Raw genomic sequence first — 26,737 nt, 5'->3', positions numbered from 1 at the left:
AAGCGTGCCATGCAGCACCAGGATCCCCGCGTCGCGTCGATGTTCCGGCGCGATTGCGCCGCGGCCATCGGCGCCGTCGTCGCGGTGTGGCTGATCTACGGCTTCACGTTCTGGACGATGCGAAGTGCCTTCGAGGCCTCGCAGGTGACCTGGATCATGGTCGTCCTCGGAGCCTGCGTCCTCTTCCTCAACACCGCGGCGATCGCGGCGATGATCCGCCACTACGGCGAGGACCGCGCCGCCATCTACGGCATGGACATCTACTACCTCGACCGGCTGCGCGAGGAGCGCCGGCGCGTGAAAGGAAGCCGATGAGCAAGGTTCCCTACGAGCCGCCGAAGCAGTCGGTGGCGGGCCAGATCTTCGACGGGCTGCTGATGCTCGTCCTCGTCGGCATCACCCTCTACCTGCCGCTGCTGTTCAAGCTCGCCGGCGCCGGCACCACGACGCGGGAGTTCCAGAGCCCGACTTGGGAGAGCCTGGGGCAGAACGCCACCATGGCCGCGCAGTGGGAGAAGCTCGGCATCGCCCCGGAGAAGGCGGCGACCATCATCGGCACGCGCTTCGACTACAGCTTCAACTGGGTGGCGCTGGCCTTCACGGCGATCATCATCGTCGGATACTTCATCTTCATGTTCCGATACTCGGAGAAGGAGTACCGGGAGGTCATCGCCGAGCGCTTCGGCGACGAGACCGGCCCGCGCCGGTCCTGAGCACACCCTTCACGACAATCGCACCGATCGGGGACGCCGGCATGGTCGAGATCATGAACTGGGGGGCGTGGGGCATCGCCGCCGCCCTCGCGCTGTGGATGGGGGCCGACCTCCTGCGGGTCAACCGCACCTACGGCGAGGACTACCTGCTCTCCTCCGAGGAGGGCGAGATCATCGACGCCGAGACCGGCGAGACGGCAGCGAGGTCGTGATGAGCAAGGGTCAGACGATCGGGTCCACCGCCATTCTTCCGGGCGCCGCCGCGGAGGCGCCTCCCGAGGTCGCCGCCACGCCGGGCAAGCGCATCGCGCTGCTGCGCGTCCTCGGGCCGGGCCATGTCTGGGCGCTCGGCGTCGGCATCGTGCTCGTGGGCGAGTACATGGGCTGGAACTTCGCGGTGGGGAAGGGCGGGCCCGTGGCCGCGCTCACCGCCTGCTGGCTCGCGGGCATCCTCTACACCTGCGTCGCGATGATCGACTCGGAGATCACCTCGACGGTCGCCGCCGCCGGCGGGCAGTACGCCCAGGCCAAGCACATCATCGGGCCGCTCGCGGCCTTCAACGTCGGGCTCTACCTCGTCATGGCCTACACCATGCTCGAGGTCTCGAACGCCATCGTCACCGGCGATCTCATCGAGGCGTTCCTGGCCAACCACGGCATTCCCGGAAGCGTCGACAAGCGCGCCTTCATGGTGCTGACCATCGTGGCGCTGGCCTTCCTCAACTACCGGGGCGTGCTCGCCTCGCTGACCCTCAACCTGCTGATCACGGCCGCCGCCTTCGTCGCGATCGTGGTGCTGTTCCTGGCGACCCAGCCCTGGGCGCCGGGCGCCGTGCTCCAGCACCAGAGCCTGTTCGTCGAGCTGCCCTACGGCTCCCTCGGTATCCTGGCGGCGATGCATTTCGGCCTGTGGTTCTACCTCGGCATCGAGGGCACGACCCAGGCGGCGGAGGAGGTGCGCTCCCCCGCCCGCGCCCTGCCGCTGGGCACCATGACCGGCATGATGACGCTGCTGATCGCGGCCACCGCGACCTGGTACGTCTGCTCGGGCCTGATGCCCTGGGAGTATCTCGGGCAGGCGGTGACGCCGCTCTACGACGCGGGCCGTCTCACCGGGAACCCGTATCTCGAGGTGTTCCTGTTCTTCGGGACGCTGTTCGCCACCGTCGCCTCGGCCAACGGCTGCATCAACGACGCCTCCCGCGCCTGGTTCGCCATGGGCCGCGACCGCTACATGCCGGCCTGGTTCGGCGCGGTGCACCCGACCTACCGGACGCCCTACCGCTCGATCGTGTTCTTCGTGCCGATCGCGATCCTGTTCGCCATCTCGACGCCCCTCGACCAGACCATCGCCTTCTCGATCCTGTCGGGCCTGCTCGGCTACACGCTGATGGCGCTGTCCATCATCCTGTTCCGCCGCAAGTGGCCGCTCGGCACCATCGCGCGGGGCTACGTCCACCCCATGCACCCGCTGCCCTGCGCGCTGCTGCTGATCCTCTGCATCGTTACCTACGTGGCGGTGTTCCTCGGCTACGGCACCCAGCTCGTGGCGATGATGACCTTCTACATCACGGCCTCCGCCTGGTTCGTCCTGCACCGCTACAAGTACGTGCGCCGGGGCGACCAGTTCACGATGCACTGGCCGAGGCCGAAGGGGTACTGAGCCCGGATGACCTGGCTTCTCGCCATCGCGATCGCCGCCGGCGCAGGGTTCCTCCTGCGCCGGCGCGCCGTCGCGGCGGGCCGGATCCGCGCGGCGATGCTCGACGGCTGCGCCGCGCTCCTCGAAGACCCTGTGAAGGGCACGGATCGGACCGGCTACGCCACCCTCGACGGCCGCTACCGCGGCCTGCCGGTCGCCGTGCGGCTGATCCCCGAGGCCCTCGTCTTCCGGCGTCTGCCGCAGCTCTGGCTCAGCGTGTCCGTCCACGCGCCGACCGGCCAGCCGCATACGCTCGACGCCCTGCGGCGCGTGGCGGGCGCCGAGTTCTACAGCCCCGGCGACCGGCTTCCCGAGCGCCTCGCGGTGCCGGAGGGCTGGCCGGGCGACACCTGCCTGCGCGGCACGCGGGGTGCCGGGACGCTCCTCGACCGTCTCCGCGAGCCGGTGGCCGGCATCCTGCGGGACGCGCGGGTGAAGGAGGTGCTCATCACCCCCCGCGGGACCCGCATCGTCACGCAGCTCGCGCAGGGCGAGCGCGGCGCCTACCTTCTCCTGCGCGAGAACAGTTTTCCCATCGAGCGGGTGCCGCCGCAGGCGCTGGCGCCGGTGCTCGAGGCGGCGCTGATCCTCTCCCGGAGCGCCGGAAAGGCAGAGCATGACAGTGCAGGACCCCGTGCGGCGGCCTAACCCCTATCTCGTCCTCGCCGCGGCGCTCGCCCTGCCGGGCATGGGCCACGTGCTCCTCGGCCGGGCGCAGCGCGGACTCGGCTTCGCCTTCTTCACGCTGCTCGGCGCCTGGCTGACTACGAAGTTCGCCGGGCCCGACGCGAGCGCCATCGGCCGCCACGCGGCAGGCCTGTTCGTGTGGGCGATCTCGATCCCCGACGCCTACCGCATCGCCCGCCTGCGCGAGGCGACGGCGCAGGCCTCTCAGCGGGCCTGAGCCCCCCGCCGCGCCCGGCGGCGCTCGGCGCGCGAGAGCTCGTCCGCGTCGGCGAATCCCGTCGCCGCGGCGATCTCGGCCACGCTCAGGCTCGTCTCCCGCCGCAGCCGCCGCGCCTGGTCGAGGCGCAGGTCGAGGTAGTGCCGGTGCAGGCCTGTCCCGAGCCCGTCCCGGAACAGCCGCTCGAGCTGGCGCACCGAGACATGGGCGATATCGGCGAGCGCCTCGCGAGAGAGCGGCGTCTCCAGCGCCTCCTCCATCGCGCCGAGCACCCGCAGCAGCCGCGGATCGCGCACGCCGAAGCGCTGGCGCAGGTCCATGCGCTGCGGGCTGAGGCCCTCGCGGATCTGGTTGTGCAGGAACCAGTCGCCGACGCCAGCCGCGAGCCCCGGACCGTGGTCGCGGCCGATCAGGTGCAGCATCAGGTCGAGGGCGGCGATGCCGCCGGAGCAGGTGACGCGCGCGCCGTCGATCTCGTAGAGCGAGCGCACCACCTGCGCCCCCGGGAAGCTCTCCTGGAAGGCGGGCACGTGCTCCCAGTGGAGCGTGCAGCGGTGCCCGTCGAGGAGGCCCGCCCGCGCCAGGAGGTAGGGACCGCCGGAGATACCCCCCAGCGTCGCGCCGCCCCGCGCCAGCCGCCGCAGCCAGGCGCTCAGCGCCGGGTCCTCGAAGCCCGAGGGGTTGCCGCCTGCGAACACGAACACCCGGTCGGCGCCGAGCCGGCCCTCGCCGACCGCGACGTCGGTCACGACCGCGACGCCGTTCGAGGCCGTCACCGCGCCGCCGCCGGGCGCGGCGTGCCACCAGCGATAGAGGTCCCGGCCCGTGATGGTGTTGGCTGCCCGCAGCGGCTCGACCGCCGCCGCGTAGGACATCAGCGGGAAGCCGGGCAGCAGCACGAAGCCGAAGGTGATCGGCACGTCGGAATCAGTGTCCGGGATCACGGGCTGCATATCGACGCGATTTGCCGGAATCGCGTCGCGAATTGCAAGCCGCCTTCGGGTCCTTCGGCGGATACTCTCCCCATCGAAGCCGTCGCGAGGCGGCGCGGATCGGGAGCCACGGGATGCACTATTCGGTCTTCAGCGTGCTCGCCCAGGCGCTCCGCGGCCAGCGGGACTGGAAGCCCCAGTGGCGGGATGCGGCGCCGAAGCCCGAGTACGACGTGGTCATCGTCGGCGGCGGCGGGCACGGGCTGGCGACCGCCTACTACCTCGCCAAGGAGCACGGCATCACCAACGTCGCCGTGGTCGAGAAGAACCATGTCGGCTCGGGCAATGTCGGCCGCAACACGACCATCGTGCGCTCGAACTACCTGCTGCCGGGCAACATCCCCTTCTACGAGCATTCGATGAAGCTCTGGGAGGGGCTGGAGCAGGACATCAACTACAACGCCATGGTCAGCCAGCGCGGCGTCCTGAACCTGTTCCACTCCGACGCCCAGCGGGATTCCTACGCGCGCCGCGGCAACGCCATGCGCATGGCCGGCATCGACGCCGAGCTCCTCGACCGCGAGGGCGTTCGGGGCATGGTGCCCTTCATCGATTTCGACAACGCGCGCTTTCCCGTGAAGGGCGGCCTCCTCCAGCGCCGGGGCGGCACCGTGCGCCACGACGCCGTGGCCTGGGGCTACGCCCGCGCCGCCAGCGACCGGGGTGTCGACATCATCCAGAACTGCGCCGTCACCGGCATCCGCCGGGAGAACGGCCGCGTCACCGGCGTCGAGACGAGCCGGGGCTTCATCAAGGCGAAGAAGGTCGCACTCTCGGTCGCCGGCTCCTCGTCGCTGCTCGCGGCGATGGTCGACATGCGCCTGCCCATCGAGAGCCACGTGCTCCAGGCCTTCGTCAGCGAGGGCATCAAGCCGCTTATCGACTGCGTGATGACCTTCGGCGCCGGGCACTTCTACGTCAGCCAGTCCGACAAGGGCGGCCTCGTCTTCGGCGGCGACATCGACGGCTACAACTCCTACGCCCAGCGCGGAAACCTCGCCACGATCGAGGATGTGATGGAGGGCGGCATGGCCCTCTGGCCTGGCCTCGGGCGGCTGCGGCTCCTGCGCCACTGGGGTGGCATCATGGATATGTCGATGGACGGCTCGCCGATCATCGACCGCACCGACATCGGCGGCCTCTATCTCAACGCGGGCTGGTGCTACGGCGGCTTCAAGGCGACCCCTGCGGCGGGCTTCTGCTTCGCCCACACCATCGCCCGCGACGAGGCCCATCCCCACAGCGCCGCCTACCGCCTCGACCGCTTCGCCACAGGCCACGTCATCGACGAGAAGGGCATGGGCGCCCAGCCCAACCTGCACTGACGCCCCTCGCGTCGGCGGTGGAGCCGCCGACGCGATCCGCCGCATGGGCGGCGACGCGCGGTCGCGCTTGCGGCGCCCGCTCAGGCGGACGCCGAACCCGATCAGGAGACCCGATCCATGCGCATCCGATGCCCCTATTGCGGCGAGCGCGACAACGGCGAGTTCACCTATCTCGGCGACGCCGGCGGCGCCCGGCCGGACGGGATGGGCACCGACGCGGCCGCCATGCACGACTACGTGTACCTGCGCGACAACCGCGCCGGGGTGCACCGGGAGCTCTGGTACCACGGGGCCGGCTGCCGCTCCTGGCTCGTCGTCACCCGCGACACCCGCACCCACGAGATCAGCGACGTGACCTCCGCCCGCGAGGCCGGGCTCGCCCGTCGCAATTCTGGCACGACGTCGGGAGAGGCCGCATGAGCACGCTCACCCTCAAGCGCGCGGAAACCCAGGCACCGCTCGCCCGCTCGGACAATCCCGCGCAGCCCTTCCGCGTCGCGGGCGGCCTCGTCGACCGGACCCGTCCGCTCTCCTTCCGCTTCGACGGACGCGCCCTCACGGGCTTCCCCGGCGATACGCTCGCCTCGGCGCTGCTCGCCAACGGCGTGCGGCTCGTCGGGCGCTCGTTCAAGTATCACCGGCCCCGCGGCATCCTCTCGGCGGGCTCCGAGGAGCCGAACGCCATCGTCGAGCTGCGCACCGGGGCGCGCCGGGAGCCGAACACCCGCGCCACCGTGGCCGAGCTCTACGACGGGCTCGAGGCGTCGAGCCAGAACCGCTGGCCCTCGCTCGCCTTCGACGCGCTGGGCGTCAACGCGCTCGCCGCGCCGATCTTCGCGGCGGGCTTCTACTACAAGACCTTCATGTGGCCGGCCGCCTTCTGGGAGAAGCTCTACGAGCCGATGATCCGCCGCGCCGCGGGGCTCGGCCGGGCGGCGAACGCGCCGGACCCCGACCACTACGACCGCATGTTCGCCCATTGCGACGTGCTGGTGATCGGCGGCGGCCCGGCCGGCCTCTCGGCGGCGCTCGCCGCCGGGCGCATGGGGGCCCGCGTCATTCTCGTCGACGAGGATTCGCGCCCCGGCGGCCGGCTGCTCGCCGAGCGCCGGGAGATCGACGGGCGCCCCGCCGCGGACTGGGCCGCGCAGGCGCTCGCCGAGCTGGCCTCGATGCCCGAGGTGCGCATCCTCCCCCGGACCACGCTGTTCGGCGTCTACGATCACGGATCCTACGGGGCGGTGGAGCGGGTCTCGGACCACCTCGCCGTGCCGCCCGCCCATACGCCGCGCCAGCGGCTGTGGCGGATCGCGGCGAAGCGCGCGGTGCTCGCTGCCGGCGCCATCGAGCGTCCCCACGTCTTCGGCGGCAACGACCGGCCCGGCGTCATGCTGGCCGGCGCCGTGCGCACCTACCTCAACCGCTTCGGCGTGCTGCCGGGCAAGCGCATCGCGGTCCTGACCTCCAGCGACGACGGCTGGCGCACGGCCGCCGACGTGCTGGCGGCGGGCGGCACGGTCGCCGCCGTCATCGATACGCGCCCGAGCGTCCCGGCCGAGCTGCGCCGCCCCGTCGAGGCGGCGGGGGGCCGCGTGCTCACCGGCAGCTTCGTATCCGGCACGAAGGGCCATCTCGCGCTCTCGGCGATCGAGGTCTCCGACGCCTCGGGGCGCTTCGACCAGATCGCCTGCGACTGCCTCGCCATGGCGAACGGCTGGAACCCGATCGTCCATCTCGACTCGCACCTTTCCCGCCGGCCGGTCTGGCGGGAGGACATCCACGCCTTCGTCCCCGGCACGCTGCCCTCGGGCATGACGGCCGCCGGCTCTGCGGCAGGCGACTTCGCGCTGGCCGACTGCCTGTCCGGCGGTGCACGGGCGGGCCAGGAGGCGGCTGCGACCTGCGGCTTCGACGGCGCGGCCGCGCCTGCGCCCCAGACCGATCCGGAGAGCGTCAGTCACACGCCCCTGTGGCGGGCGCCGAGGACCAAGGGCAAGGCCTTCGCCGATTTCCAGAACGACGTCGCGGTCTCCGACATCGAGCTGGCCCATCGCGAGGGCTTCCGGGCCGTCGAGCTGCTGAAGCGCTACACGACGCTCGGCATGGCCACCGACCAGGGCAAGACCTCGAACCTCGCCGGCCTCTCGATCATGGCCGAGCTGACGGGCCAGCCGATCCCGAGTGTCGGCACCACGGTGTTCAGGCCGCCCTACACGCCGATCGCCATCGGCGCCTTCGCCGGCCACCATCGCGGTAAGGAGTTCCGCGCGACCCGGCACGTCCCGTCCCACGCCTGGGCTGAGGAGAACGGGTGTGTCTTCGTCGAGACCGGGCTGTGGCTACGGCCCGCCTACTTCCCCCGCAAGGGCGAGGCGGACTGGATGGAGAGCGTCAACCGCGAGGTCGACACGGTGCGCGCCAAGGTCGGCGTCTGCGACGTGACGACCCTCGGCAAGGTCGACATCCAGGGGAAGGACGCGCTGGCCTTCATCGAGCGCGTCACGGCGAACCCGTTCGGCACGCTCGCCATCGGCAAGGCCCGCTACGCGATCCTGCTGCGGGAGGACGGCTTCGTGCTCGACGACGGCACCGTCGCCCGCATGTCCGACAGCCACTACGTCATGACCTGCTCGACGGCGAACGCCGCCCGGGTGATGCAGCACCTCGAATACGCCCGGCAATGGCTCTGGCCGGAGCTCGACGTGCAGATCGTGTCGATCAGCGAGCAGTGGGCGCAGTACGCCGTCGCCGGTCCCCGTGCCCGCGACACGCTGAAGGGCGTGATCGACCCCGGCTTCGACATCTCGAACGAGGCCTTCCCGTTCCTCGCCTGCGCCGACGTCACCGTCGGCGGCGGCATCCCGGCGCGGCTGTTCCGCATCTCGTTCTCCGGCGAGCTCGCCTACGAGATCGCGGTGCCGGCCGCCTACGGCGACGCCGCCTGGCGGGCGATCATGGCGGCGGGCACGCCCTACGGCATCACCGCCTACGGCTCCGAGGCGCTCTCGGTGATGCGCATCGAGAAGGGCCACGCCGCCGGCGCCGAGATCAACGGCCAGACCACCGCCCGAGACATCGGCCTCGGCGGGATGCTCGCCAAGAAGAAGGACTATGTCGGCCGCCTGATGAAGGAGCGCGCCGCGCTAACCGACCCACAGCGGCCGATCCTCGTCGGCTTCAAGCCCGTGGATGCGAGCCAGCGCCTGCGGGCGGGCTCGCACTTCCTCGGAGTCGGCGAGACGCCGAGCCTGGCCGCCGACCAGGGCTACCTGACCTCGGTCGCCTACTCGCCGAGCCTCAAGTCCTGGATCGGCATCGGCCTGATCCGCGGCGGCACCGAGCGCCACGGGGAGCGGGTGCGCGCCTACGACCCCGTGCGCGGGGGCGATGTCGAGGTCGAGATCTGCTCGCCCGTGTTCGTGGACCCGAAGGAGGAGAAGCTGCGTGTCTGAGATCGCGACGACATCCTCCTGGCGGCCCCGCAGCGCCTGGGCCGGCTTCGCCAAGCCCGGCCGGCAGGGCCGGGCCGGGGCTGAGCCCGGCGTCATCCTGGACCTGCGCGAGGGGATCGGGCTCGCCACGATCATCCTGGCCGACGGGCAGGACGAGGCGCTTGCCCGCGCGCTCTCCGAACGCTTCGGCTTCGCGCCGCCGGCGCCGGGAGCCGCCGCCTTCGCGAGCGGGCGCGGGCTCGTCTGGGCGGGCCCCGGCCAGTGGCTCGCCGTAGCACCCTCGCGGGCGGACCTCGCGGGCTTCGGCGAGGCGCTGGCGGGGCTCGCCGCCGTCACCGACCAGAGTGATTCCCGCGCCGTGGTCCGCGTCTCGGGGCCTCAGGCCCGCACGGCCCTCTCGAAGGGCGTCGGCGTCGACCTGCACCCGCGGGCCTTCCGCGCCGGCAGCGCCGCCGGCACCGGCATCAGCCACATCGTCGCGCAGATCTGGCAGCTCGACGATGCGCCCACCTACGAGCTCGCGGTGCCGCGGAGCTTCGCCGGCAGCTTCTGGGGCTGGCTCACGGAATCCGCCGCCGAGTACGGCTGCGAGGTGCGGGGCCTGCCGCGGTAGCTTTCCGGCCGCGCCGGGCACGTCGGCCGGATCAGTGCGGCGGCGGCATCGTCCGCATCCTCGCGGCGAGCGCGAAGCCGACCTCGGCGAGAGCCTGCTTCAGCGCCGGCAGCGCCGACCGGACCCCGTCCGTGTCGATGAGCGAGTGCGCGATGATGAGATGATCGGCGATCCGGTCGAGCTTGTCGTCCGCCGACGCGGAGCGATGGGTCGGCGGCGGCACGAACCGGCGGACGTTGGCATAGGCCTCGAGGCCCGGCGCCGCCGTCTCGGTCAGCTCGGTGAGCGATCCGAGATAGCCGATGAAGGCATTGTCCGGCGGACCGTGGGAGGGGATTCCCCCGGCGACCACCCAGAGCTCCCGCCCGTCCGGCCGCAGGACGCGGAAGCGGATGCTGAACTCGGAGGCTGTCGAGAAGGCGCGCGCCAGGGCGTCCATGACGATCCGGCGGTCGTCCGCGTGGACGCGGTCGAGCCAGCCCCGGCCGAGCGAGTCAGGGATGCTCTGCCCGGTCAGGGCCGTCCATTCGCCGCTGGCGTAGATGCGGTGGCACGCGGCGTCCGTCACGAAGATCATGTCGCCCTCGTCCTGGGGACATGCACAAGCCTAGGGCGGCGGCCAAGTCTGGCAATGGACCGCCTCGACAGGCCTCGGGACGATGCGCGAGCGGGCGGGGCCGCGGACGCGGCGACGGTGCCTAGATCTTCCCGTCGAGACCCATCTGGTAGTACTTGTGGGTGATCTTGTCCTGGTTCTCGAGGAGCCAGTCGATCGAGGGCTCGTTGGTCATCGCCTTGCGGATCGCTTCCGTCATGCCCCGGCGCTGGATGTCGAACAGCGCCTTGTGGTCGATGCTCTCGGCCTCGATCACCCCGGGGCTTAGCCAGACCGAGCAGATGATGCCGAGATCGTTGGCCTTGTCCTTCGGGATGTAGCCCGCCCGCACCGCGTCGAGTACGCCGTTGGCGATGGCGAACTGCACCGTCCCCATCAGGATCGAGGTGTAGCGGCTCTCCGTCACGCTGACCTTCGAGACGCACAGCGTCACCGGCCGCACCATGATGTCGGTGTTGAGCAGCGCGAAGACGCGGGAATGCCCGACGACCTGGTCGCCCGTCAGCGTCGCCAGCGCCGTGCCCACCGGGCCGTCGAGCTCCCCGATAATCACCTCGGGCTCGGAGGCCGTGTTCGGCGGCCCTCCCGCCACCAAAGCCTCGCCCGCACGAAGGATGATGCGATCGCTCATGATGTTTCCGGCCTGTTCGAGGATGCGGTTCGACGCCCGTCGCGCAGGGCGAGGGCGTCGCGCAGGGTAGGGCAGGACAGGGGGGCCTGCGCAAGCCGGCCGGCGGACGCTCGGCAGTTCAGAGGCGCCGGCCAGGGGTAGAGGACGAGGAGGCCCGGCCCGGCGACGGTCCCGTAGGTGGCGCCGCAGGCCGGGCATCGGCCGGAGGAGAAGCGCAGGTCCATCTCCACCGGCCTTTTCCCGGCGTCGCGGGGCTCAGCAGTCGAGGGTGGTGTCCCGCTCCCACTGGGTGAGGTGGCGGCAGTAGTCGTTCCACTCCTGGGTCTTGAGCTTGAGATAGCTCGGCACGAAGCCGCCCAGCGCCTCGTGGAGGACGCTCGACTGCTCCAGCGCGCGCAGCGCATCGAGCATGTTGAGCGGCAGCCGCTTCACGCCCTCGACCGTGTGGCCGTCGGTGTACATGTTGATGTCGAGGCGCTTGCCCGGATCGCGGCGGTTGCGGATGCCGTCGAGGCCCGCCGCCAGGATCGCGGCCTGGAGCAGGTAGGGGTTGGCCGCGCCGTCCGCGAGGCGGAACTCAAAGCGGCCGCCGTCCGGCACCCGGATCATGTGGGTGCGGTTGTTGCCGGTGTAGGTGACGGTGTTGGGCGCCCAGGTCGCCCCCGAGGTGGTGCGCGGCGCGTTGATGCGCTTGTAGGAGTTCACCGTCGGGTTGGTCAGCGCGGCCAGCGCGTCGGCCGAGTGGATGAGGCCGCCGATGAAGTGGTAGCCGGTCTGGGAGAGGCCGATCTCGTCCGAGCCGTCGGCGAAGACGTTGCGCCCGTCCTGCCAGAGGGAGACGTGGGCGTGGCAGCCCGAGCCCGTCAGGTCCATGAAGGGCTTGGGCATGAAGGTCGCCCGCAGCCCGTGCTTCTCGGCGATCGAGCGGGTCATGTACTTGAAGAAGGCGTGCCGGTCGGCGGTGACCAGCGCGTCGTCGTAGTCCCAGTTCATCTCGAACTGGCCGTTCGCGTCCTCGTGGTCGTTCTGGTAGGGCTTCCAGCCGAGCTGCAGCATGCCGTCGCAGATCTCGGTGATGACCTCGTAGCGGCGCATCAGGGCCGACTGGTCGTAGCAGGGCTTCGTCTGCTTGTCGGCGGTGTCGGCCGGCTCCGAGCCGCAGGGCGTGATCAGGAAGAACTCGCACTCGACGCCGGTCTTCATCTGGAGACCCTCGCGGGCGGCCTCCGCGATCAGGCGCTTGAGGATGTTGCGCGGGCCCTGGTCGACGGCCTTGCCGTTCATGACGAGGTCGGCGGGCAGCCAGCCGACCTCGGGCTTCCAGGGGAGCTGGATGAGGCCGTCGGCGTCGGGCATGGCGAGGAGGTCGGCATCGGCCGGGCTCATGTCGAGCCAGGTCGCGAAGCCGGCGAAGCCCGCGCCGTTCTTGCAGGTCGAGCGGATCGCGGCGGCCGGCACGAGCTTGGCGCGCTGGTTGCCGAACAGGTCCGTGTAGGACACGAGAAAGTACTTGATGCCGCGCTCCTTGGCGGCGGCTTCGAGATCGAGCGTCATCACAAAACCTCCCGTGGGGCCGGTTCGGCCTGCTCATTCAAGAAAAGGGCCGCCTCGCCCCGTCGGCGAGACGGCCCTGGAAGCTGCCTCAGAACTTGGCCCCCTGGCCGGGGATCCAGCCGGTGCCGGCCAGCGGCACCTGCGCCATGGCCGCGGCCTCGATGGTCAGCGCCACGAGGTCCTCGGGCTCGAGGTTGTGCAGGTGGCTCTTGCCGCAGGCGCGGGCGATGGTCTGAGCCTCCAGCGTCATCACGGCGAGGTAGTTGGCCAGCCGCCGTCCCGCGAGCTCGGGGTCGAGACGCTTGGCGAGCTCCGGGTCCTGCGTGGTGATGCCGGCCGGATCCTTGCCCTCGTGCCAGTCGTCGTAGGCGCCGGCCACGGTGCCGAGCTTCTCGTACTCGGCCTCCCAGCGGGGATCGTTGTCGCCGAGCGCGATCAGCGCGGCGGTGCCGATCGCCACCGCGTCGGCGCCGAGCGCGAGCGCCTTGGCCATGTCGGCGCCGGAGCGGATGCCGCCGGAGACGATGAGCTGCACCTTGCGGTGCATGCCGAGATCCTGGAGCGCCTGCACGGCGGGACGGATCGCGGCGAGCGTCGGGATGCCGACATGCTCGATGAACACGTCCTGCGTCGCCGCGGTGCCGCCCTGCATGCCGTCGAGCACCACCACGTCGGCGCCCGACTTCACCGCCAGCGCGGTGTCGTAGTAGGGCCGCGAGGCGCCGACCTTCACGTAGATCGGCTTCTCGCCGTCGGTGATCTCGCGCAGCTCCTCGATCTTGATCTCGAGGTCGTCCGGGCCGGTCCAGTCCGGATGGCGGCAGGCGGAGCGCTGGTCGACGCCGGGCGGCAGGCAGCGCATGCCGGCGACCCGCTCGGTGATCTTCTGGCCGAGCAGCATGCCGCCGCCGCCGGGCTTGGCGCCCTGGCCGATGACGATCTCGATGGCGTCGGCCTTGCGCAGGTCGTCGGGGTTCATGCCGTAGCGGGAGGGCAGGTACTGGTAGACGAGGGTCTTCGAGTGCCCGCGCTCCTCCTGCGTCATGCCGCCGTCGCCGGTGGTGGTGGAGGTGCCCGCCATGCTGGCGCCGCGGCCGAGCGCCTCCTTGGCGTTGGCCGAGAGCGAGCCGAAGCTCATGCCGGCGATGGTCACCGGGGTCTTGAGGTGGATCGGCTTCGAGGCGAAGCGGGAGCCGAGCACCACCTCGGTGCCGCAGCGCTCGCGGTAGCCCTCGAGCGGGTAGCGGCTGATCGAGGCACCGAGGAAGAGCAGGTCGTCGAAGTGGGGCAGGGCCCGCTTCGCGCCGGCGCCGCGGATGTCGTAGATGCCGGTCGCCGCCGCACGGCGGATCTCGCTCATCACGTCGGGGGTGAAGGTCGCCGAGAAGCGGGGCTTGGTGCGCGGCGCCTGCGGCTTTCCGTTCTGATCGGCCATCAGTAGGCTCCAGCGTTGTCGACGTGGAAGTGGTAGAGCCGGCGGGCCGACCCGTAGCGCTTGAACTCGGCGGGATCGACCTCGCCCGCGAGGCCGGCGGCCTTGAGCTTCGCGTAGAGCAGCTCCCGGTGCTCGTCGCGCATCTCCTTCTCGATGCAGTCGGCCCCGAGGCTCTTGACCGAGCCGCGGATGAAGAGGCGGGCTTCGTAGAGGGAGTCGCCCAGCGCCTCGCCGGCATCGCCGAGCACGGTGAGGGTGCCGGCCTGGGCCATGAAGGCCGACATGTGGCCGATCGAGCCCTTCACGACGATGTCGACGCCCTTCATCGAGATGCCGCAGCGGGCGCCCGCGTTGCCGTCGACGACGAGGAGGCCGCCATGGGCGGTGGCGCCGGCCGACTGGCTGGCGTCGCCCCGGACGTGCACGAAGCCCGAGATCATGTTCTCGGCGACGCCCACCCCGGCATTGCCGTTGATGAGCACGCTCGCCTGCTTGTTCATGCCGGCGCAGTAGTAGCCGACGTTGCCCTCGATCTCGACGGTGACCGGTGCGTCGAGCCCGGCGGCGATGGCGTGCTGCCCCTCCGGGTTCGAGACCGTCCACTGGGTCTCGTTGGTGTCCTGGCGAAGGGCGTGGAGCGCCCGGTTGAGCTCGCGGCGGGGCGAGCGGCTGAGATCGAAGCTCGGCATCACGGGCGCTCCGCAGTCTGGCTGGTCCCGGCGTTACGCTCCCAGGCGTAGACGCGGGCGGGCTCGGGCTCGAACACCCGCGCCTTGTCGATCCCCGGAAGCCCGACGAGGGCGCGGTACTCGGAGCCGAAGGCGACGTAGTCGTCGGTCTCGGCCATCACCGCCGGCTTGCAGGCGATCGGGTCGCGCACCACGGCGAAGCCCGACTCGGTGCCGACGACGAAGGTGAAGAAGCCGTCGAGGTCGGTGAGGCTCGATTCCAGCGCCTCCTTGAGCGACGCGCCCTCGCGCATCCGCCAGCTCAGGTAGCCGGCGGCGACCTCGGTATCGTTCTTGGTGGCGAAGCTCAGGCCCTCGCGCTCCAGGCGGCGGCGCATGTCGTTGTGGTTCGACAGCGAGCCGTTATGGACGAGGCACTCGTCGGCGCCCGTGGAGAAGGGGTGGGCGCCGTTCGTGGTCACGGCGCTCTCGGTGGCCATGCGGGTGTGGCCGATGCCGTGGCTGCCGGTCATGCCGGCGAGGTCGAAGCGCTCGGCGACGGAGGCGGGCAGGCCGACCTCCTTGTAGATCTCCATACGGCGGCCGGCGCTGACCACGTCGACCCGCGGCGCGTTGGCGGTGAGCCAGGCGCGCACCCGCTGCTCGTCCTTGGCCGGCACCGCGACGACGCTGTGCGTGTCGCGGGCGAGCGCCGAGAGCGACAGGCCGAGATCGCTCTCGAGGCCCGAGACGGCCTTCGAGAGGGTCCCGGCGTCGGGGCCGCGCAAGGTGAGCTTGACGCTCCCGTCCTCGGCGTCGCCGGCACCGTAGATCGCGAAGCCCGCGCTGTCGGGCCCGCGCCCGGTCATGGTCTCCAGCATGCCCGACAGCAGCGTGCCGAGTTGCGGCTCCAGCGCCGGATTCTTCAAGAACAGCCCGACAATCCCGCACATCGCGATCGCTCCTCCCTGGCGGCCTCGCGATACTGCTCGCACGGCGTCCCGGGTTCGTCAACCGATGGGCACTAAAATTTCTTCATAGGAAATAGCGAGGGTGAAGCCGGCTCAGCCTTCGGTCGCTTGCTCGCGGGCGGCGTCGCGCCAGATCAGCACCAGCCGCTCGAACTCGGCGAGGTCGGCAGGAGGCAGGCTGCCGAGAGTGCGGCCGACATAGGCGGTCTGCGCAGCGATGCCGGCGCGGGCGAGGCGCGTGCCCTCGGACGTCAGGTGAAGCGCGTGCGAGCGCCGGTCGCCGGGGATGGGATGCCGCTCGACGAGCCCGGCCTCCACGAGCCGGTCGATGAGGCCGGAGACGTTGCCCTTGGTCACGTAGAGCCGCGCGGCCAATTCTTGCTGCGTCAGCCCCTCCCGCTCGGTCAGGGTCGAGAGCACGTCGAACTGCGGGATCGAGAGGCCGAGCCGTCGCAGCTCGGCCCCGACCGCCGCAGAGACGCGCCGGTGCAGGCGAACGAAGCGGAACCAGACCCGCAAGGGATCGATGGCCGCGGCAGTCTCGGCGTCGGACGGGGAGGGGGACTTCATCGTTGCCGACGGTATAGCAGGGTCGGGCGCCCGGCGGCAGGGCGCGTCCACAGGGAAGGACCGGGCCCGCCGATCCGGCCGGGGATGCGGGGCTTGCGGCTGGCGCGACCGGCCAGGGGCCGGTAAACCGGGGCCGTCCCGCCGCCCTCGCCGGCGGCCTTCCGAGATCAGCCCGACCCCATGCGCCGCCTGCTCGCCGAGGAGCCCGTCACCCGCGCCGGCCCGCTCTCGCGACGGGTCGCGCTGTTCGCCCTGGCGGCCACGCTGATCGCGCTGCTGCTGGTGCGCGACCAGCGGGCCGACGGCCCGGCCGCGCTCGCCGCCCTCGGGGCGGGGCTCGCCGCAGCGCTGCTCGCCGCCCTGCTCGCGCTGTTCGCCTTCGTCCGGATCTGGCGGGAGGGCGCGCGCGGCCTCGGCGGGGCGCTCGCAGGCCTGTTCGTGGCCGGCCTCGTCCTCGCCTATCCGGCCTACGCCTCGCTCCGGGGCCTTCGCCTGCCGGCCATCGCCGACGTCAGCACCGACACCGAGAACCCGCCGGCCTTCTCGCGCTCCCGCGCCGCCTTCGCCGCCCGCGACGGGCGCTACCCGCCTGACCCCGGCCCGGCGGCCCGCGAGGCGCAGCGCAAGGCCTACCCGCAGGTCGCCTCCCTCAGCCTCGACATCGACGCGGACATGGCGTTCGAGCTGGCCCGCAAGGCCGCCGTCAACCGGCGCTGGCAGATCGTGGAGGCGATCCGCCCCGGCGGCCGGGTCGGCAACGGCCGCATCGAGGCGGTGGCGCGCGGCCTCATCCTGAACCGTCCCGACGACGTGACCGTGCGGGTCCGCCCCCGCGCCGACGGCACCCGCATCGACGTGCGCTCCGCCTCGCGGATCGGCGCCCGCGACCTCGGCGCCAACGCCGACCGGGTGCGGGCCTATCTCGACGAGGTCGCCAACCTGGCGCTGGCGGTGAAGTGAGCGGTCAGCCGGCCGGCCGGTAGCGCCCGTCGATCAGCACCGGCCCCTCCGCCGCCGCGAGGCCCCGCTCCACGAGATCCTCGAGATGGGCGAAGACCGAGAGCGCCGCCGCCCCGCGCAGGCGCGGATCGAGCCCCTGGTAGATGGACGCGACGATCGTGCCGATGTCGCGGTCGCCGGCCGACAGCCGCGCCCGGATCGCCGATTCCCGCTGGCGGCGATGCGCCGCGAGCGCCCGCACGAAGCGGCCCGGATCGCGCACGGGCCCGCCATGGCCCGGCCAGTAGATCGTCTCGTCCCGCTCGCGCAGACGGTCGAGGGAGGCGAGATAGGCCCGCATCGAGCCGTCCGGCGGCGCCACCACGCTCGTCGCCCAGGCCATGACGTGATCGCCGGAGAACAGCGTGCCCGCCTCGGGGAGGCTGAAGGCGAGATGGTTCATGGTGTGGCCCGGCGTCTCGACGGCCCGCAGCGTCCAGCCGGGACCGGAGACCTCGTCGCCCTCGGACATCTCCCGGTCGGGCCGGTGCGCGCGGTCGGCGCTGGCATCGAGCAGGGGCAGTTCCCCCGGCAGCCGGTGGCGGGCGGCCCGGTGCGGACCGCAGCCGAGGATCGGCGCCCCGGTCCGCGCCTTCAGAAGCCGGGCGCCCGGGGAGTGGTCCTTGTGGGTATGCGTGACGAGGATGGCGGCGATGGTCTCGCCGGCGAGATCGCCGAGGAGCGCCTCGATGTGGGCCGCATCCTCTGGGCCCGGGTCGATGACCGCGACGGAGCCGCGGCCGATCACATAGGTGCAGGTGCCGGTGGCGGTGAAGGCGCTCGGGTTGTTCGCGACCCTCCGGCGGATCAGCGGATGCACCGTCTCGCTCGACCCGGTTGCGGCGGACGGGGGTTCGAAGGCCGGGGGGGCCTCGCCGTGACGCTCGCCGCTCATTCCGCCAACCCGTGCCGCTCCCGAGGATGCCGGGCCCTACGCCATCCCGGCGCGGCGGACAAACGGGCGTCCGCGTGGACGTCCTAGCGGCGCCGCTCGTTGCGCACCCGCACGGGCACGGGCTTGGGCTGCGGAGCCGGAGCCACGGTGTCTGCGAGAGCGGCCAGGGCCTCCGCGAGCCGCGCCGATGCCTCGCCGGCCCAGGTCTTCGCTCGGGAAATCACGCTCATCGGCGCTCTCGTCTCCGGTTGCGGCCCGAATCGAGCCTTCGAAGTTTCGGGGTTCGGATGTCCAAACGCCCGGTCCGATCCCATCGTTCCGGTTCCGCCTCCGCCTTGCAAGGGCGCGATCGCACGCCGAGTCACCATGCCGCGCAAGACTTGACCGAGCGCAGCGAGGACTGAGGAACCGGGGCGAAAACTTGACGTTATCAGCTCAGAAGGCGCCGGCCGAGGCCGCGCAGCCGTATCGTTGAAGGACTACTCACATGCTCGGTTGGGCCGTCACCTTCCTTGTCGTCGCCCTGGTCGCCGCTCTGCTCGGCTTCGGCGGCATCGCCGGCACCGCCATGGAGGCCGCGAAGCTGGTCTTCTTCGTGGCGATCGTGCTCTTCGCCATCTCGGCCGTCATGGGCCTGATGCGAGGCCGTTCGACCCTCTAGGGCCGAAATGAAGAAGGTCCGCGACACCCGTCGCGGACCTTCTTGTTCTGAGCAGGATCTTGGCGGCAGCGGCATCCAGGGTCGAAGAAGAAGCGGGCCCGTGCCGCGGTCCTGTCAGCCTTTCGTCTCGTCGAGCCGCTCGATGAGCGCGCGAAACTTCTCCGGCACCGGCTGGCTCATCATGGACTCGTACATCGATCGGAGATGCGCGCCGATCCTGCGCTGCGCCTGATCGCTCAGCCTGATCTCATGAGCGTCCGAGGCGTCGGATCCCGTGCCGGTCTCGGGGACGGCGGAGGCATTCTGTCTGCCCGACGCGCCGGCTCCGGCTTCGTACTCGTATGGCATACACAAGGTCCCCTCGGCCGCCGTACGGCGCCGCGCATGGCCACGATTGTTTTGCGGCTCGACATGGTCCATGGCTCCCCGGCAACGCAGCCGCTGGGGATCGGTTCCGCTTCCTCCGGAACGGACACGGTTGATCGGCGTTGGGCGGGAGCGACGGAAACGTCCAAGGGGCCGCAGAGGATCGTATGTCCACATCACAGCTCGTTGTTCAGCACCTGCCCTACCTGCGCCGCTACGCACGCGCGCTCACGGGCAGCCAAGTGGCGGGCGACGCCTACGTGGCCGCGACCCTCGAGACGCTCGTCAACGAGCCCGACACCCTGGGCCGCAGCCAGAACGTCAAGGCCGACCTCTTCCGGGTCTTTACCCGCATCTGGAACTCGCTCTCGGTGAACGGCCAGAGCGATCAGGTTCAGCGCGACCTGCCCGCGGAGGTCCGCCTCGGGCAGATCACGCCGCTGCCGCGCCAGGCCTTCCTGCTCTCCTGTCTGGAGGGCTTCTCCGAGGAGGACGCGGCGATCATCCTCGACGTCGACGTCACCGAGGTGCGCGACCTCGTCGACGAGGCCGGCCGCGAGCTCGCGGCCGACATGGCTACCGAGATCCTGATCATCGAGGACGAGCCGCTCATCGCCATGGACCTCGAGGCCCTGGTCGAAGGCCTCGGCCACAACGTCATCGGCGTCGCCCGCACCCGCACCGAGGCGCTCAAGCTCGCGGGCGACGACGGCCGCCGGCCGGGCCTGATCCTCGCCGACATCCAGCTCGCCGACGGCTCGTCGGGCCTCGACGCCGTCAACGACCTCCTGAAGACCTTCGAGGTGCCGGTGATCTTCATCACCGCCTATCCGGAGCGCTTCCTGACCGGCGAGCGGCCGGAGCCGGCCTTCCTCATCGCGAAGCCGTTCCAGCCCGCCAACGTGTCGGCGGTCATCAGCCAGGCGCTGTTCTTCCAGCAGACCGCCCGCCGCCGCGAAGCGCGAAGCTGAACCTCCGCACCGTTCGGACGACCGGAAAGGCCCCGCGGCGACGCGGGGCCTTTTTCGTGGGCGGCAACGACCGGGAGACGAGAAAAAACGGGCCGGACTTCGCGTCCGACCCGTCGGGAAGGTTCCGGCCGATGCACAAGGGGAATGCGGGGAGGACCAGTTGGCCGGGTGATCCGGTAACGGGGCGGGCGAGGGGAGGTTCCGCCGGAGAGCGAATTTCGCATCTCGTGCTTTTTCTGCCACATCCGGCCCTGTGGACGGCTGCGTGCAAAACCGCACCGACGCGTCGGGAAGAGAGCGCGAATACTCGGCGATATCGAAACGGGACAGTCTTCGGAACCAACCTTCGCAGGAGGCGTTCTCAAGACAACCTGTCAAGCTCTCGCTGGAGATCACGTCGATGCTTCGGTCTCGCTCCTTCCTCGGCGTCAGCGGGCTTGCAGCCGTTCTCTCGATCGCGATCCTGCCGCTGGCGCGCCAGACCGCCGACGCGCTGACCGGGCCGTCCTTGCCGGTGGCCATCTCGACGCCCGCCGTCCTGCCGGCGCCGCTGCCGGGTATGCGCCCCGTCTCGCTGGCGATCAGCCCGACCCATGTCGCCGATCTCGGCAACGGTCCGGCCCGCACTCCTCACCTGAACCGCGACGGCGAGGAGAAGGCTCAGCTCGCTCCGAAGCCTCGTCGCCTCGTCAAGGAAGGTTGCGAGACGCCGGTAAGCGGCCTCGCTGGCCCCGAAGCGAGGCGGATGGTCCCCGGCCGCTGCCTCACCTGATCGACCGCAGCCACAGCGCCTGCGCACCGAAGCCGCCTTCCAGAGATGGACAGGCGGCTTTTTCCTGCGCGTTCACGTGATCGCGCCCGATCGACACCGCCAAAGAAAAACCCCCGGCGGAGCGCCGAGGGCCTTTCTGAACGCAACCAGGGGAAAGCTACTCCGCGCCGCCCCGACCCGTGCCGGTGGACTGGCCGCCCTTGCGTCCGGCGGACGAAGCAAGCTCGCGATCCTGCGAGAAGGACCGCTTCTCGGCCGGCACGCTGCGGCCGCCCTTGCTCGCTATTTCCCGCTGCTTCTCCAGATTCATGGAAGCGAACCCTCGCTTCGAGGTCGAGTTTCCGGATGCCATAAGCGCCTCCTCGGTGATCGTTTGCAGAAGGACAACCTTCGCCGCTCGGCGATGGTTCCTGTGTCAAACCCGCATCAGGCAAGTGGAAACTGACACGATCGGGCAGCGTTTTCCATGAGATTCCACACATGATGAAACCTCGCGGACGCACGCGCAGGTTTCATCGAAGCGTACGGAGACGGACGTGACGAACGCCAACATGGTCTCGCCCAAGGCCTCGGGATTGCCCACGGAGCCCAACCGCACGCCCCAGCCGTCGGTGCCCGCTCCCGAGGACAGCCCGGTGCCCGCCACGACGGAAGACCCCATCGACTCGCCGCAGCCCAACGAGAGCGGCCAGCGCGCGGCGCCGGACGAACGCCATTCGGGCCTCTCCACGGATCGGCGCTAGAAGGCTCCTCGCCGAAGAGGAGGCCGGTTCGACGAAGCGCACCGCTGGACAGCGGCGCGCGAAACGGCAAGTTGCGACGGCAGCGCCCGAGCCCTGGCGCGGCGCCGCGGGAGCCCATGCATGACCCTCGATACCGAGGTCCTGTCGCTGAAGCAGGTCCCGCTCTTCCGGGAGGTCGAGCCGTCCCGGCTCAAGCTCCTCGCCTTCACCAGCGAGCGCGTCCATTTCGAGCCGGGCCAGCGGCTGTTCGCGCAAGGGGACGCGGCGGACGCCGCCTACCTGATCCTCGAAGGGGGCGCGGAGGTCTCGATCACCGGGCCGACCGGCCCGTTTCGCCTCGCCACGCTCGGCGCCAACGCCCTGGTCGGCGAGATGGGCATCCTCGCCGACCAGCCGCGCTCCGCCACGGTGACGGCGGAGGGGCAGACCCTGGCGCTGCGCATCGACCGGGACGTGTTTCTCGAGCTTCTCGCCCAGTTCCCCCGTCTCGGCCTCGCCGTGATGCGCGAGCTGGCGCTGCGCCTCGAGCAGACGAATCAGGCGCTCGCGCGCAGCGGCGCCTGATCCGACCTCGCCCGGGTCAGCGGGCCTTCCAGCCCCACTCGCCGTAGATCGGGTAGCCCCGGCGATAGGCCTCGTACTCGGCGCCCGGGTCGTTCGGCCGGTAGCCGTTGCGATAGGCGTAGGGGCTCGGTTCGATGTAGCTCGGGTTCTGGAGCTGCTGGCGCAGCCAGCCGTCCCCCTCGCCGGAGGAGCCGCCGCGCGCCTGGGCGGCCGTGGCGGCAAGGATCAAGGCACCGGCGGTCATCGCGACGCGAAGCATGGTCGTCTCCCTGATGGATCGATGGACATGCCGGACAACGGCGAGGGTGCAGATCGAGTTGCTCGGTCTGGACGCTGTGCACGACGGCTCAGGACGCGTCCGCGGCCGCCTCGTAACTGATGAACTCCATCAGCGAGCCGTCCGGGTCGCGGAAGTAGACGCTGCGGCCCTCGCCGGCCGCGCCGTTGCGGGCCACGGGCCCGAGCTCGACGGGCACGCCCTGCGCCGCGAGATGGGCGAGCGCCTCCTCGATCGGGCCCGACCAGCGGAAGCAGAGGTCGCTGTTGCCCGGCATCACCGGTTCGGCCGCCCTGGGCTCGCCGACCTGACCGGGGCCGTGGACGTTGAGCTGGACGCCGCCGAAGCGGAACACGTAGCCACGCTTGAACGGGATCACCTCCGCGCCGAGCACGTCCCCGTAGAACCGCGCCGCGCGCTTCCAGTCGGAGACGTGGATGACGCAGTGGTCGAGATGGATCGCCGGCCGCAGCAGGGTCGGATCGGCGACGCCCTCGACCTCCGCCTCCAGTTCGGTCTCGGCCATCGCCGCCACTCCGCGCGTCCCCGTCTTGGCGAGATAGGGCACGGCCGCGCGCCGGGCCATGGCAGGCGACGGGCCGGAAGAGGCCGACCTGCGGCCCAAAGGTGACACCCCCGGAAGCCGCCCGGGGGTAGTGATGAGGCTTCGCCCCTGCACGAGACGACCTGCACGAAGGGAAGCCCATGACGGCCCGCCGGATCCTCCTCGCCGCGCTGCTGATCGCGCCGCTCGCCGCCTGCCAACAGCGCGGCCCGGTCAACGTGGCCGCCGACGACGACTCCGCCTGGTACATCGGCACGATGCCCGACAAGCCCTACGACGTGCCGCTGGTCGACAAGTCCCGCCTCGATCCGAAGTACCGCCGCCAGGTCGTCAGCTACACCGGTCCCGAGCGGCCGGGCACCATCGTCGTCGACATCGACAAGCGTCAGCTCGCCCTCGTCCAGGCGGACGGCACCGCCGTCCAGTACGGCGTCGGCGTGGGCAAGCTCGGCTTCTCCTGGAAGGGCGAGGCGCGGGTCGGCCGCAAGGGCGTCTGGCCGGACTGGAGCCCGACCACGACCATGGTCTCCCTCAACCCGGACCTGCCGCGCACCCGCAAGGGCGGCGTCGACAACCCGCTCGGCGCCCGCGCCCTCTACCTTTACCAAGGTAACCGCGACATCCTCTTCCGCATCCACGGCACCAACGAGCCCTGGAGCATCGGCGAGCAGATGTCGTCGGGCTGCGTGCGCATGCTCAACGAGGACATCGTCGACCTCTACGAGCGCGTGCCGGTGGGCGCCACCGTGCTCGTGAAGCGCAACGGCAAGTATCGGGTCTGAGGAACGGCCTCGCCCGGCGGCGAGACATCCGTCCCACGGTGCCACGGGCCCGTCGCCGCGAGTGACTGGCTGCGGGCACCTCCGCGCCCTATCGTGAGCCTGGAACGGCGGCGTTACAACGGACCGGCTCCGTCATAGGACGGAGCGCGGCCGGCGCAGCCGTTCATCTTGCGTTGCAGCATCAGATGGTTCACCCCGCCGCGTGGGCGTGTCCCGTCGGCAAAGGAAAAGAGCGACATGGCGAGCGAGAGCGGCACCAAGTGGGTCTATTCCTTCGGCGACGGGAAGGCCGAGGGCAAGGCGTCGATGCGCAACCTGCTCGGCGGCAAGGGCGCCAACCTCGCCGAGATGTGCAATCTCGGCCTGCCGGTGCCCCCCGGCTTCACCATCACCACCGAGGTCTGCACGGCCTACTATGCCGGCGGCAAGCGCTACCCGGAGGCGCTTCGCGAGCAGGTCGACGCAGCGCTCGCCCAGGTCGGCGCGCTGACTGGGAAGCGCTTCGGCGACGCGGAGCACCCGCTCCTCGTCTCCGTGCGCTCCGGCGCCCGCGCCTCGATGCCGGGCATGATGGACACGGTGCTCAACCTCGGCCTCAACGACGAGACCGTCGAGGCGCTCGCCCGCAACGCCGGCGACCCGCGCTTCGCCTACGATTCCTACCGCCGCTTCATCACCATGTACGCCAACGTCGTGCTCGGCGTGGAGCACCACGCCTTCGAGGAGGCGCTGGAGCACTACAAGGAGAGCAAGGGGGCGAGCCTCGACACAGACCTCGGCGCCGAGGACTGGAAGACCCTCGTCTCGACCTACAAGCGCATCGTGCGCGACGAGCACGGCGCCGAGTTCCCGCAGTCGCCCCAGGACCAGCTCTGGGGCGCGATCGGCGCGGTGTTCGACTCCTGGATGATCCCGCGGGCGAAGAAGTACCGCGAGCTGAACGCCATCCCCGAGAGCTGGGGCACGGCGGTGAACGTCCAGGCCATGGTCTTCGGCAACATGGGCGACACCTCGGCCACCGGCGTCGCCTTCACCCGCAACCCCTCCACCGGCGAGAAGGCGCTCTACGGCGAGTTCCTCATCAACGCCCAGGGCGAGGACGTGGTGGCGGGCATCCGCACGCCCCAGGACATCACCGAGAAGGCGCGGCAAGAAGCCGGCAGCGAGAAGCCCTCGATGGAGCGGGCGATGCCGGAGAGCTTCAGTGAGCTGACCCGCATCTACGGGCTCCTCGAGAAGCACTACCGCGACATGCAGGACATGGAGTTCACCATCGAGAGCGGGAAGCTCTGGATGCTCCAGACCCGCAACGGCAAGCGCACGGCGAAGGCCGCGCTGCGCATCGCCGTCGAGCTCGCCGGCGAGGGGCTCATCAGCCGCGAGGAGGCGGTGGGCCGCGTCGAGCCCGGCGCCCTCGACCAGCTTCTCCACCCGACCATCGACCCGAAGGCCGAGCGCAAGGTCATCGCCTCGGGTCTCCCGGCCTCGCCGGGCGCGGCGAGCGGCGAGATCGTGTTCTCCTCCGAGGCCGCCGAGGCCGCGCGGAAGGCCGGGCGCCCCTGCATCCTCGTGCGCATCGAGACCTCGCCGGAGGACATCCACGGCATGCACGCGGCCGAGGGCATCCTCACCACCCGCGGCGGCATGACGAGCCACGCGGCGGTCGTCGCCCGCGGCATGGGCAAGCCCTGCGTTTCCGGCGTCGGCGCGATCCGCATCGACTACAAGGCCGGCACCCTCGCGGTCGGGCCCGTCACCCTGAAGGCCGGCGACAAGCTCACCATCGACGGCTCCACGGGCCAAGTGATCCAGGGCGAGGTCGCGATGGTCGCCCCCGAACTGTCCGGCGACTTCGCGACCCTGATGGGCTGGGCCGACGAGGTCCGCACCATGGGCATCCGCGCCAACGCCGACACGCCGACCGACGCCCGCACCGCCCGCGAGTTCGGCGCCGAGGGCATCGGCCTGTGCCGGACGGAGCACATGTTCTTCGAGGGCGACCGCATCGTCGCGGTGCGCGAGATGATCCTCTCCGACGACGTCGAGGGCCGCCGCGCCGCGCTCGCCAAGATCCTCCCCTACCAGCGCCAGGACTTCCTGGCGCTGTTCACGATCATGCAGGGCCTGCCCGTCACGATCCGCCTCCTCGACCCGCCGCTGCACGAGTTCCTGCCCCACACCGACGCCGAGGTGGCCGAGGTCGCCGCCGGCACCGGCGTCTCCGAGGACAAGCTGCGCCACCGCATGCGCGAGCTCTCCGAGTTCAACCCGATGCTCGGCTTCCGCGGCTGCCGGCTGGCCATCGCCTTCCCCGAGATCGCGGAGATGCAGGCCCGTGCCATCTTCGAGGCCGCCGTCGAGGCTGCCCGCAAGACCGGCGCCCCGGTGACGCCGGAGGTGATGGTGCCCCTGGTCTTCACCCGCGCCGAGTTCGACATCGTCAAGGCCCGCATCGACGCCATGGCCAAGGCCGTCGCCGAGGAGACCGGCGAGAGCGTCGAGTATCAGGTCGGCACCATGATCGAGCTGCCGCGCGCCTGCCTGCGCGCGAAGGAGATCGCCGAGACGGCGGAGTTCTTCTCCTTCGGCACCAACGACCTCACCCAGACGGGGCTCGGCATCTCGCGCGACGACGCCGGCACCTTCCTCGGCGCCTACACCCAGAAGGGCATCCTCGAGGCCGACCCCTTCGTGACGATCGACCAGGAAGGCGTCGGCGAGCTGGTGCGGATCGGCGTCGAGCGCGGCCGTCAGTCGCGCCCCGACATCAAGCTCGGCATCTGCGGCGAGCATGGCGGCGACCCGGCCTCGATCCATTTCTGCCAGGAGGTCGGGCTCGACTACGTGTCCTGCTCGCCCTTCCGCGTGCCGATCGCCCGCCTCGCCGCTGCCCAGGCCGCGCTGAAGGGCGAGAGCAGCGTCAAGGGTGAGTAAGACAACGAAGGCCGAGCGCTTCAGCCCGACTTGAAATGAAAGCGGCCCCGCGAGCGATAGCT

32 protein-coding genes are annotated in these 26,737 nt (G+C 70.9%); 18 read left to right on the top strand and 14 right to left on the bottom strand.

Annotated elements, in window-relative coordinates; all coding sequences use genetic code 11:
• Positions 1-9 precede the first annotated feature (9 nt).
• From MFF04_RS05255 to MFF04_RS05230, 6 genes are read left to right on the top strand one after another with little or no spacing between them, the layout of a single operon-like run.
• Positions 10-315 carry a hypothetical protein gene (locus MFF04_RS05255; protein WP_238274393.1) on the top strand — a complete coding sequence of 102 codons (306 nt, stop codon included), beginning with the start codon at positions 10-12 and terminating at the stop codon, positions 313-315.
• Entirely contained in the window at positions 312-713 is a 402-nt protein-coding gene (locus MFF04_RS05250; RefSeq protein ID WP_238274392.1) for a hypothetical protein, read from the top strand. Before MFF04_RS05255 ends, MFF04_RS05250 begins: the two co-directional genes overlap by 4 nt.
• Before the next feature lie 41 nt (positions 714-754).
• Positions 755-925 (top strand): hypothetical protein, encoded by a 171-nt coding sequence (locus MFF04_RS05245; protein ID WP_238274391.1) that lies wholly within the window; start codon positions 755-757, stop codon positions 923-925.
• Positions 925-2,376 (top strand): APC family permease, encoded by a 1,452-nt coding sequence (locus tag MFF04_RS05240; protein WP_238274390.1) that lies wholly within the window; start codon positions 925-927, stop codon positions 2,374-2,376. Before MFF04_RS05245 ends, MFF04_RS05240 begins: the two co-directional genes overlap by 1 nt.
• Positions 2,377-2,382: 6 nt before the next feature.
• Positions 2,383-3,063 (top strand): hypothetical protein, encoded by a 681-nt coding sequence (locus tag MFF04_RS05235; RefSeq protein ID WP_238274389.1) that lies wholly within the window; start codon positions 2,383-2,385, stop codon positions 3,061-3,063.
• The gene (locus MFF04_RS05230) at positions 3,032-3,319 is read left to right on the top strand and encodes a hypothetical protein (RefSeq protein WP_238274388.1); all 288 of its coding nucleotides are present in this window, start codon (positions 3,032-3,034) and stop codon (positions 3,317-3,319) included. The genes MFF04_RS05235 and MFF04_RS05230 overlap by 32 nt, the downstream gene beginning before the upstream one ends.
• On the opposite strand, the gene MFF04_RS05225 is transcribed toward MFF04_RS05230, so the two are convergent.
• Entirely contained in the window at positions 3,307-4,194 is an 888-nt protein-coding gene (locus tag MFF04_RS05225) for a GlxA family transcriptional regulator (RefSeq protein ID WP_373319959.1), read from the bottom strand. The genes MFF04_RS05230 and MFF04_RS05225 overlap by 13 nt on opposite strands.
• 191 nt (positions 4,195-4,385) lie before the next feature.
• Between MFF04_RS05225 and MFF04_RS05220 the strand changes: the two genes are divergently transcribed.
• From MFF04_RS05220 to MFF04_RS05205, 4 genes are all read left to right on the top strand, one after another.
• The gene (locus tag MFF04_RS05220; protein ID WP_238274387.1) at positions 4,386-5,636 is read left to right on the top strand and encodes a sarcosine oxidase subunit beta family protein; all 1,251 of its coding nucleotides are present in this window, start codon (positions 4,386-4,388) and stop codon (positions 5,634-5,636) included.
• A 117-nt stretch (positions 5,637-5,753) separates the two neighbouring features.
• Positions 5,754-6,056, top strand: a complete 303-nt coding sequence (locus MFF04_RS05215) for a sarcosine oxidase subunit delta (protein WP_238274386.1) — start codon at positions 5,754-5,756, stop codon at positions 6,054-6,056.
• Positions 6,053-9,088 carry a sarcosine oxidase subunit alpha family protein gene (locus tag MFF04_RS05210; protein ID WP_238274385.1) on the top strand — a complete coding sequence of 1,012 codons (3,036 nt, stop codon included), beginning with the start codon at positions 6,053-6,055 and terminating at the stop codon, positions 9,086-9,088. The genes MFF04_RS05215 and MFF04_RS05210 overlap by 4 nt, the downstream gene beginning before the upstream one ends.
• On the top strand, positions 9,081-9,701 hold the full coding sequence (locus tag MFF04_RS05205) for a sarcosine oxidase subunit gamma (RefSeq protein ID WP_238274384.1): 621 nt from the start codon (positions 9,081-9,083) through the stop codon (positions 9,699-9,701). Before MFF04_RS05210 ends, MFF04_RS05205 begins: the two co-directional genes overlap by 8 nt.
• A gap of 31 nt (positions 9,702-9,732) precedes the next feature.
• Here MFF04_RS05205 and MFF04_RS05200 read toward each other — a convergent pair whose 3' ends face one another.
• The 7 genes from MFF04_RS05200 to MFF04_RS05170 form a co-directional block, all read right to left on the bottom strand.
• A complete protein-coding gene (locus tag MFF04_RS05200; protein ID WP_238274383.1) occupies positions 9,733-10,278 on the bottom strand; it encodes a PAS domain-containing protein in 546 nt (181 codons plus the stop codon).
• Positions 10,279-10,399: 121 nt separating this feature from the next.
• Positions 10,400-10,948, bottom strand: a complete 549-nt coding sequence (locus tag MFF04_RS05195) for a formaldehyde-activating enzyme (RefSeq protein ID WP_238274382.1) — start codon at positions 10,946-10,948, stop codon at positions 10,400-10,402.
• 255 nt (positions 10,949-11,203) lie between these two features.
• Complete coding sequence (glnT, locus tag MFF04_RS05190) at positions 11,204-12,502, bottom strand: type III glutamate--ammonia ligase (protein ID WP_238274381.1); 1,299 nt, start codon at positions 12,500-12,502, stop codon at positions 11,204-11,206.
• An 88-nt stretch (positions 12,503-12,590) separates the two neighbouring features.
• Positions 12,591-13,937, bottom strand: coding sequence for an FMN-binding glutamate synthase family protein (locus tag MFF04_RS05185; RefSeq protein ID WP_238274380.1), 1,347 nt, complete (start codon positions 13,935-13,937; stop codon positions 12,591-12,593).
• A complete protein-coding gene (locus tag MFF04_RS05180; protein ID WP_238274379.1) occupies positions 13,937-14,626 on the bottom strand; it encodes a GltB/FmdC/FwdC-like GXGXG domain-containing protein in 690 nt (229 codons plus the stop codon). The genes MFF04_RS05185 and MFF04_RS05180 overlap by 1 nt, the downstream gene beginning before the upstream one ends.
• Positions 14,626-15,558, bottom strand: a complete 933-nt coding sequence (locus tag MFF04_RS05175) for a class II glutamine amidotransferase (protein WP_238274378.1) — start codon at positions 15,556-15,558, stop codon at positions 14,626-14,628. Before MFF04_RS05175 ends, MFF04_RS05180 begins: the two co-directional genes overlap by 1 nt.
• Positions 15,559-15,669: 111 nt before the next feature.
• Positions 15,670-16,146 carry a MarR family winged helix-turn-helix transcriptional regulator gene (locus tag MFF04_RS05170; protein WP_238274377.1) on the bottom strand — a complete coding sequence of 159 codons (477 nt, stop codon included), beginning with the start codon at positions 16,144-16,146 and terminating at the stop codon, positions 15,670-15,672.
• A 180-nt stretch (positions 16,147-16,326) separates the two neighbouring features.
• On the opposite strand from MFF04_RS05170, the gene MFF04_RS05165 reads away from it, so the two are divergent.
• A complete protein-coding gene (locus tag MFF04_RS05165) occupies positions 16,327-17,106 on the top strand; it encodes a DUF1499 domain-containing protein (protein ID WP_238274376.1) in 780 nt (259 codons plus the stop codon).
• 4 nt (positions 17,107-17,110) lie between these two features.
• On the opposite strand, the gene MFF04_RS05160 is transcribed toward MFF04_RS05165, so the two are convergent.
• Both MFF04_RS05160 and MFF04_RS05155 read right to left on the bottom strand, forming a co-directional pair.
• On the bottom strand, positions 17,111-18,040 hold the full coding sequence (locus MFF04_RS05160; protein ID WP_238274375.1) for an MBL fold metallo-hydrolase: 930 nt from the start codon (positions 18,038-18,040) through the stop codon (positions 17,111-17,113).
• An 83-nt stretch (positions 18,041-18,123) separates the two neighbouring features.
• On the bottom strand, positions 18,124-18,270 hold the full coding sequence (locus tag MFF04_RS05155) for a hypothetical protein (protein WP_238274374.1): 147 nt from the start codon (positions 18,268-18,270) through the stop codon (positions 18,124-18,126).
• Between the two features lie 257 nt (positions 18,271-18,527).
• On the opposite strand from MFF04_RS05155, the gene MFF04_RS05150 reads away from it, so the two are divergent.
• Entirely contained in the window at positions 18,528-18,701 is a 174-nt protein-coding gene (locus MFF04_RS05150; protein WP_238274373.1) for a DUF1328 domain-containing protein, read from the top strand.
• A 114-nt stretch (positions 18,702-18,815) separates the two neighbouring features.
• On the opposite strand, the gene MFF04_RS05145 is transcribed toward MFF04_RS05150, so the two are convergent.
• On the bottom strand, positions 18,816-19,121 hold the full coding sequence (locus MFF04_RS05145) for a NepR family anti-sigma factor (RefSeq protein ID WP_238274372.1): 306 nt from the start codon (positions 19,119-19,121) through the stop codon (positions 18,816-18,818).
• A gap of 113 nt (positions 19,122-19,234) precedes the next feature.
• Here MFF04_RS05145 and MFF04_RS05140 point away from each other — a divergent pair, with 113 nt between their 5' ends.
• On the top strand, positions 19,235-20,038 hold the full coding sequence (locus MFF04_RS05140) for a response regulator (RefSeq protein WP_238274371.1): 804 nt from the start codon (positions 19,235-19,237) through the stop codon (positions 20,036-20,038).
• A 265-nt stretch (positions 20,039-20,303) separates the two neighbouring features.
• A complete protein-coding gene (locus MFF04_RS05135; RefSeq protein WP_238274370.1) occupies positions 20,304-20,810 on the top strand; it encodes a hypothetical protein in 507 nt (168 codons plus the stop codon).
• Positions 20,811-20,967: 157 nt separating this feature from the next.
• Here the strand turns inward: MFF04_RS05135 and MFF04_RS05130 are convergent, their stop codons facing one another.
• Entirely contained in the window at positions 20,968-21,162 is a 195-nt protein-coding gene (locus tag MFF04_RS05130) for a con-10 family general stress protein (protein ID WP_283206347.1), read from the bottom strand.
• Between the two features lie 184 nt (positions 21,163-21,346).
• Between MFF04_RS05130 and MFF04_RS05125 the strand changes: the two genes are divergently transcribed.
• A complete protein-coding gene (locus MFF04_RS05125) occupies positions 21,347-21,553 on the top strand; it encodes a hypothetical protein (protein ID WP_238274368.1) in 207 nt (68 codons plus the stop codon).
• 120 nt (positions 21,554-21,673) lie between these two features.
• Positions 21,674-22,117 (top strand): cyclic nucleotide-binding domain-containing protein, encoded by a 444-nt coding sequence (locus MFF04_RS05120; protein ID WP_238274367.1) that lies wholly within the window; start codon positions 21,674-21,676, stop codon positions 22,115-22,117.
• A gap of 16 nt (positions 22,118-22,133) precedes the next feature.
• Here the strand turns inward: MFF04_RS05120 and MFF04_RS05115 are convergent, their stop codons facing one another.
• On the bottom strand, positions 22,134-22,376 hold the full coding sequence (locus MFF04_RS05115; protein ID WP_238274366.1) for a hypothetical protein: 243 nt from the start codon (positions 22,374-22,376) through the stop codon (positions 22,134-22,136).
• An 88-nt stretch (positions 22,377-22,464) separates the two neighbouring features.
• A complete protein-coding gene (locus MFF04_RS05110; protein WP_238274411.1) occupies positions 22,465-22,920 on the bottom strand; it encodes a VOC family protein in 456 nt (151 codons plus the stop codon).
• 179 nt (positions 22,921-23,099) lie between these two features.
• Between MFF04_RS05110 and MFF04_RS05105 the strand changes: the two genes are divergently transcribed.
• On the top strand, positions 23,100-23,741 hold the full coding sequence (locus MFF04_RS05105) for a L,D-transpeptidase (protein ID WP_238274365.1): 642 nt from the start codon (positions 23,100-23,102) through the stop codon (positions 23,739-23,741).
• Between the two features lie 237 nt (positions 23,742-23,978).
• Positions 23,979-26,675 (top strand): pyruvate, phosphate dikinase, encoded by a 2,697-nt coding sequence (gene ppdK / locus MFF04_RS05100; protein WP_238274364.1) that lies wholly within the window; start codon positions 23,979-23,981, stop codon positions 26,673-26,675.
• Positions 26,676-26,737 lie beyond the last annotated feature (62 nt).

Source organism: Methylobacterium jeotgali (assembly GCF_022179345.1).
GTDB lineage: Bacteria > Pseudomonadota > Alphaproteobacteria > Rhizobiales > Beijerinckiaceae > Methylobacterium > Methylobacterium jeotgali.
Note: the sequence above shows the minus strand (reverse complement) of the source record. Positions and strands in the feature narration are given on the sequence as shown.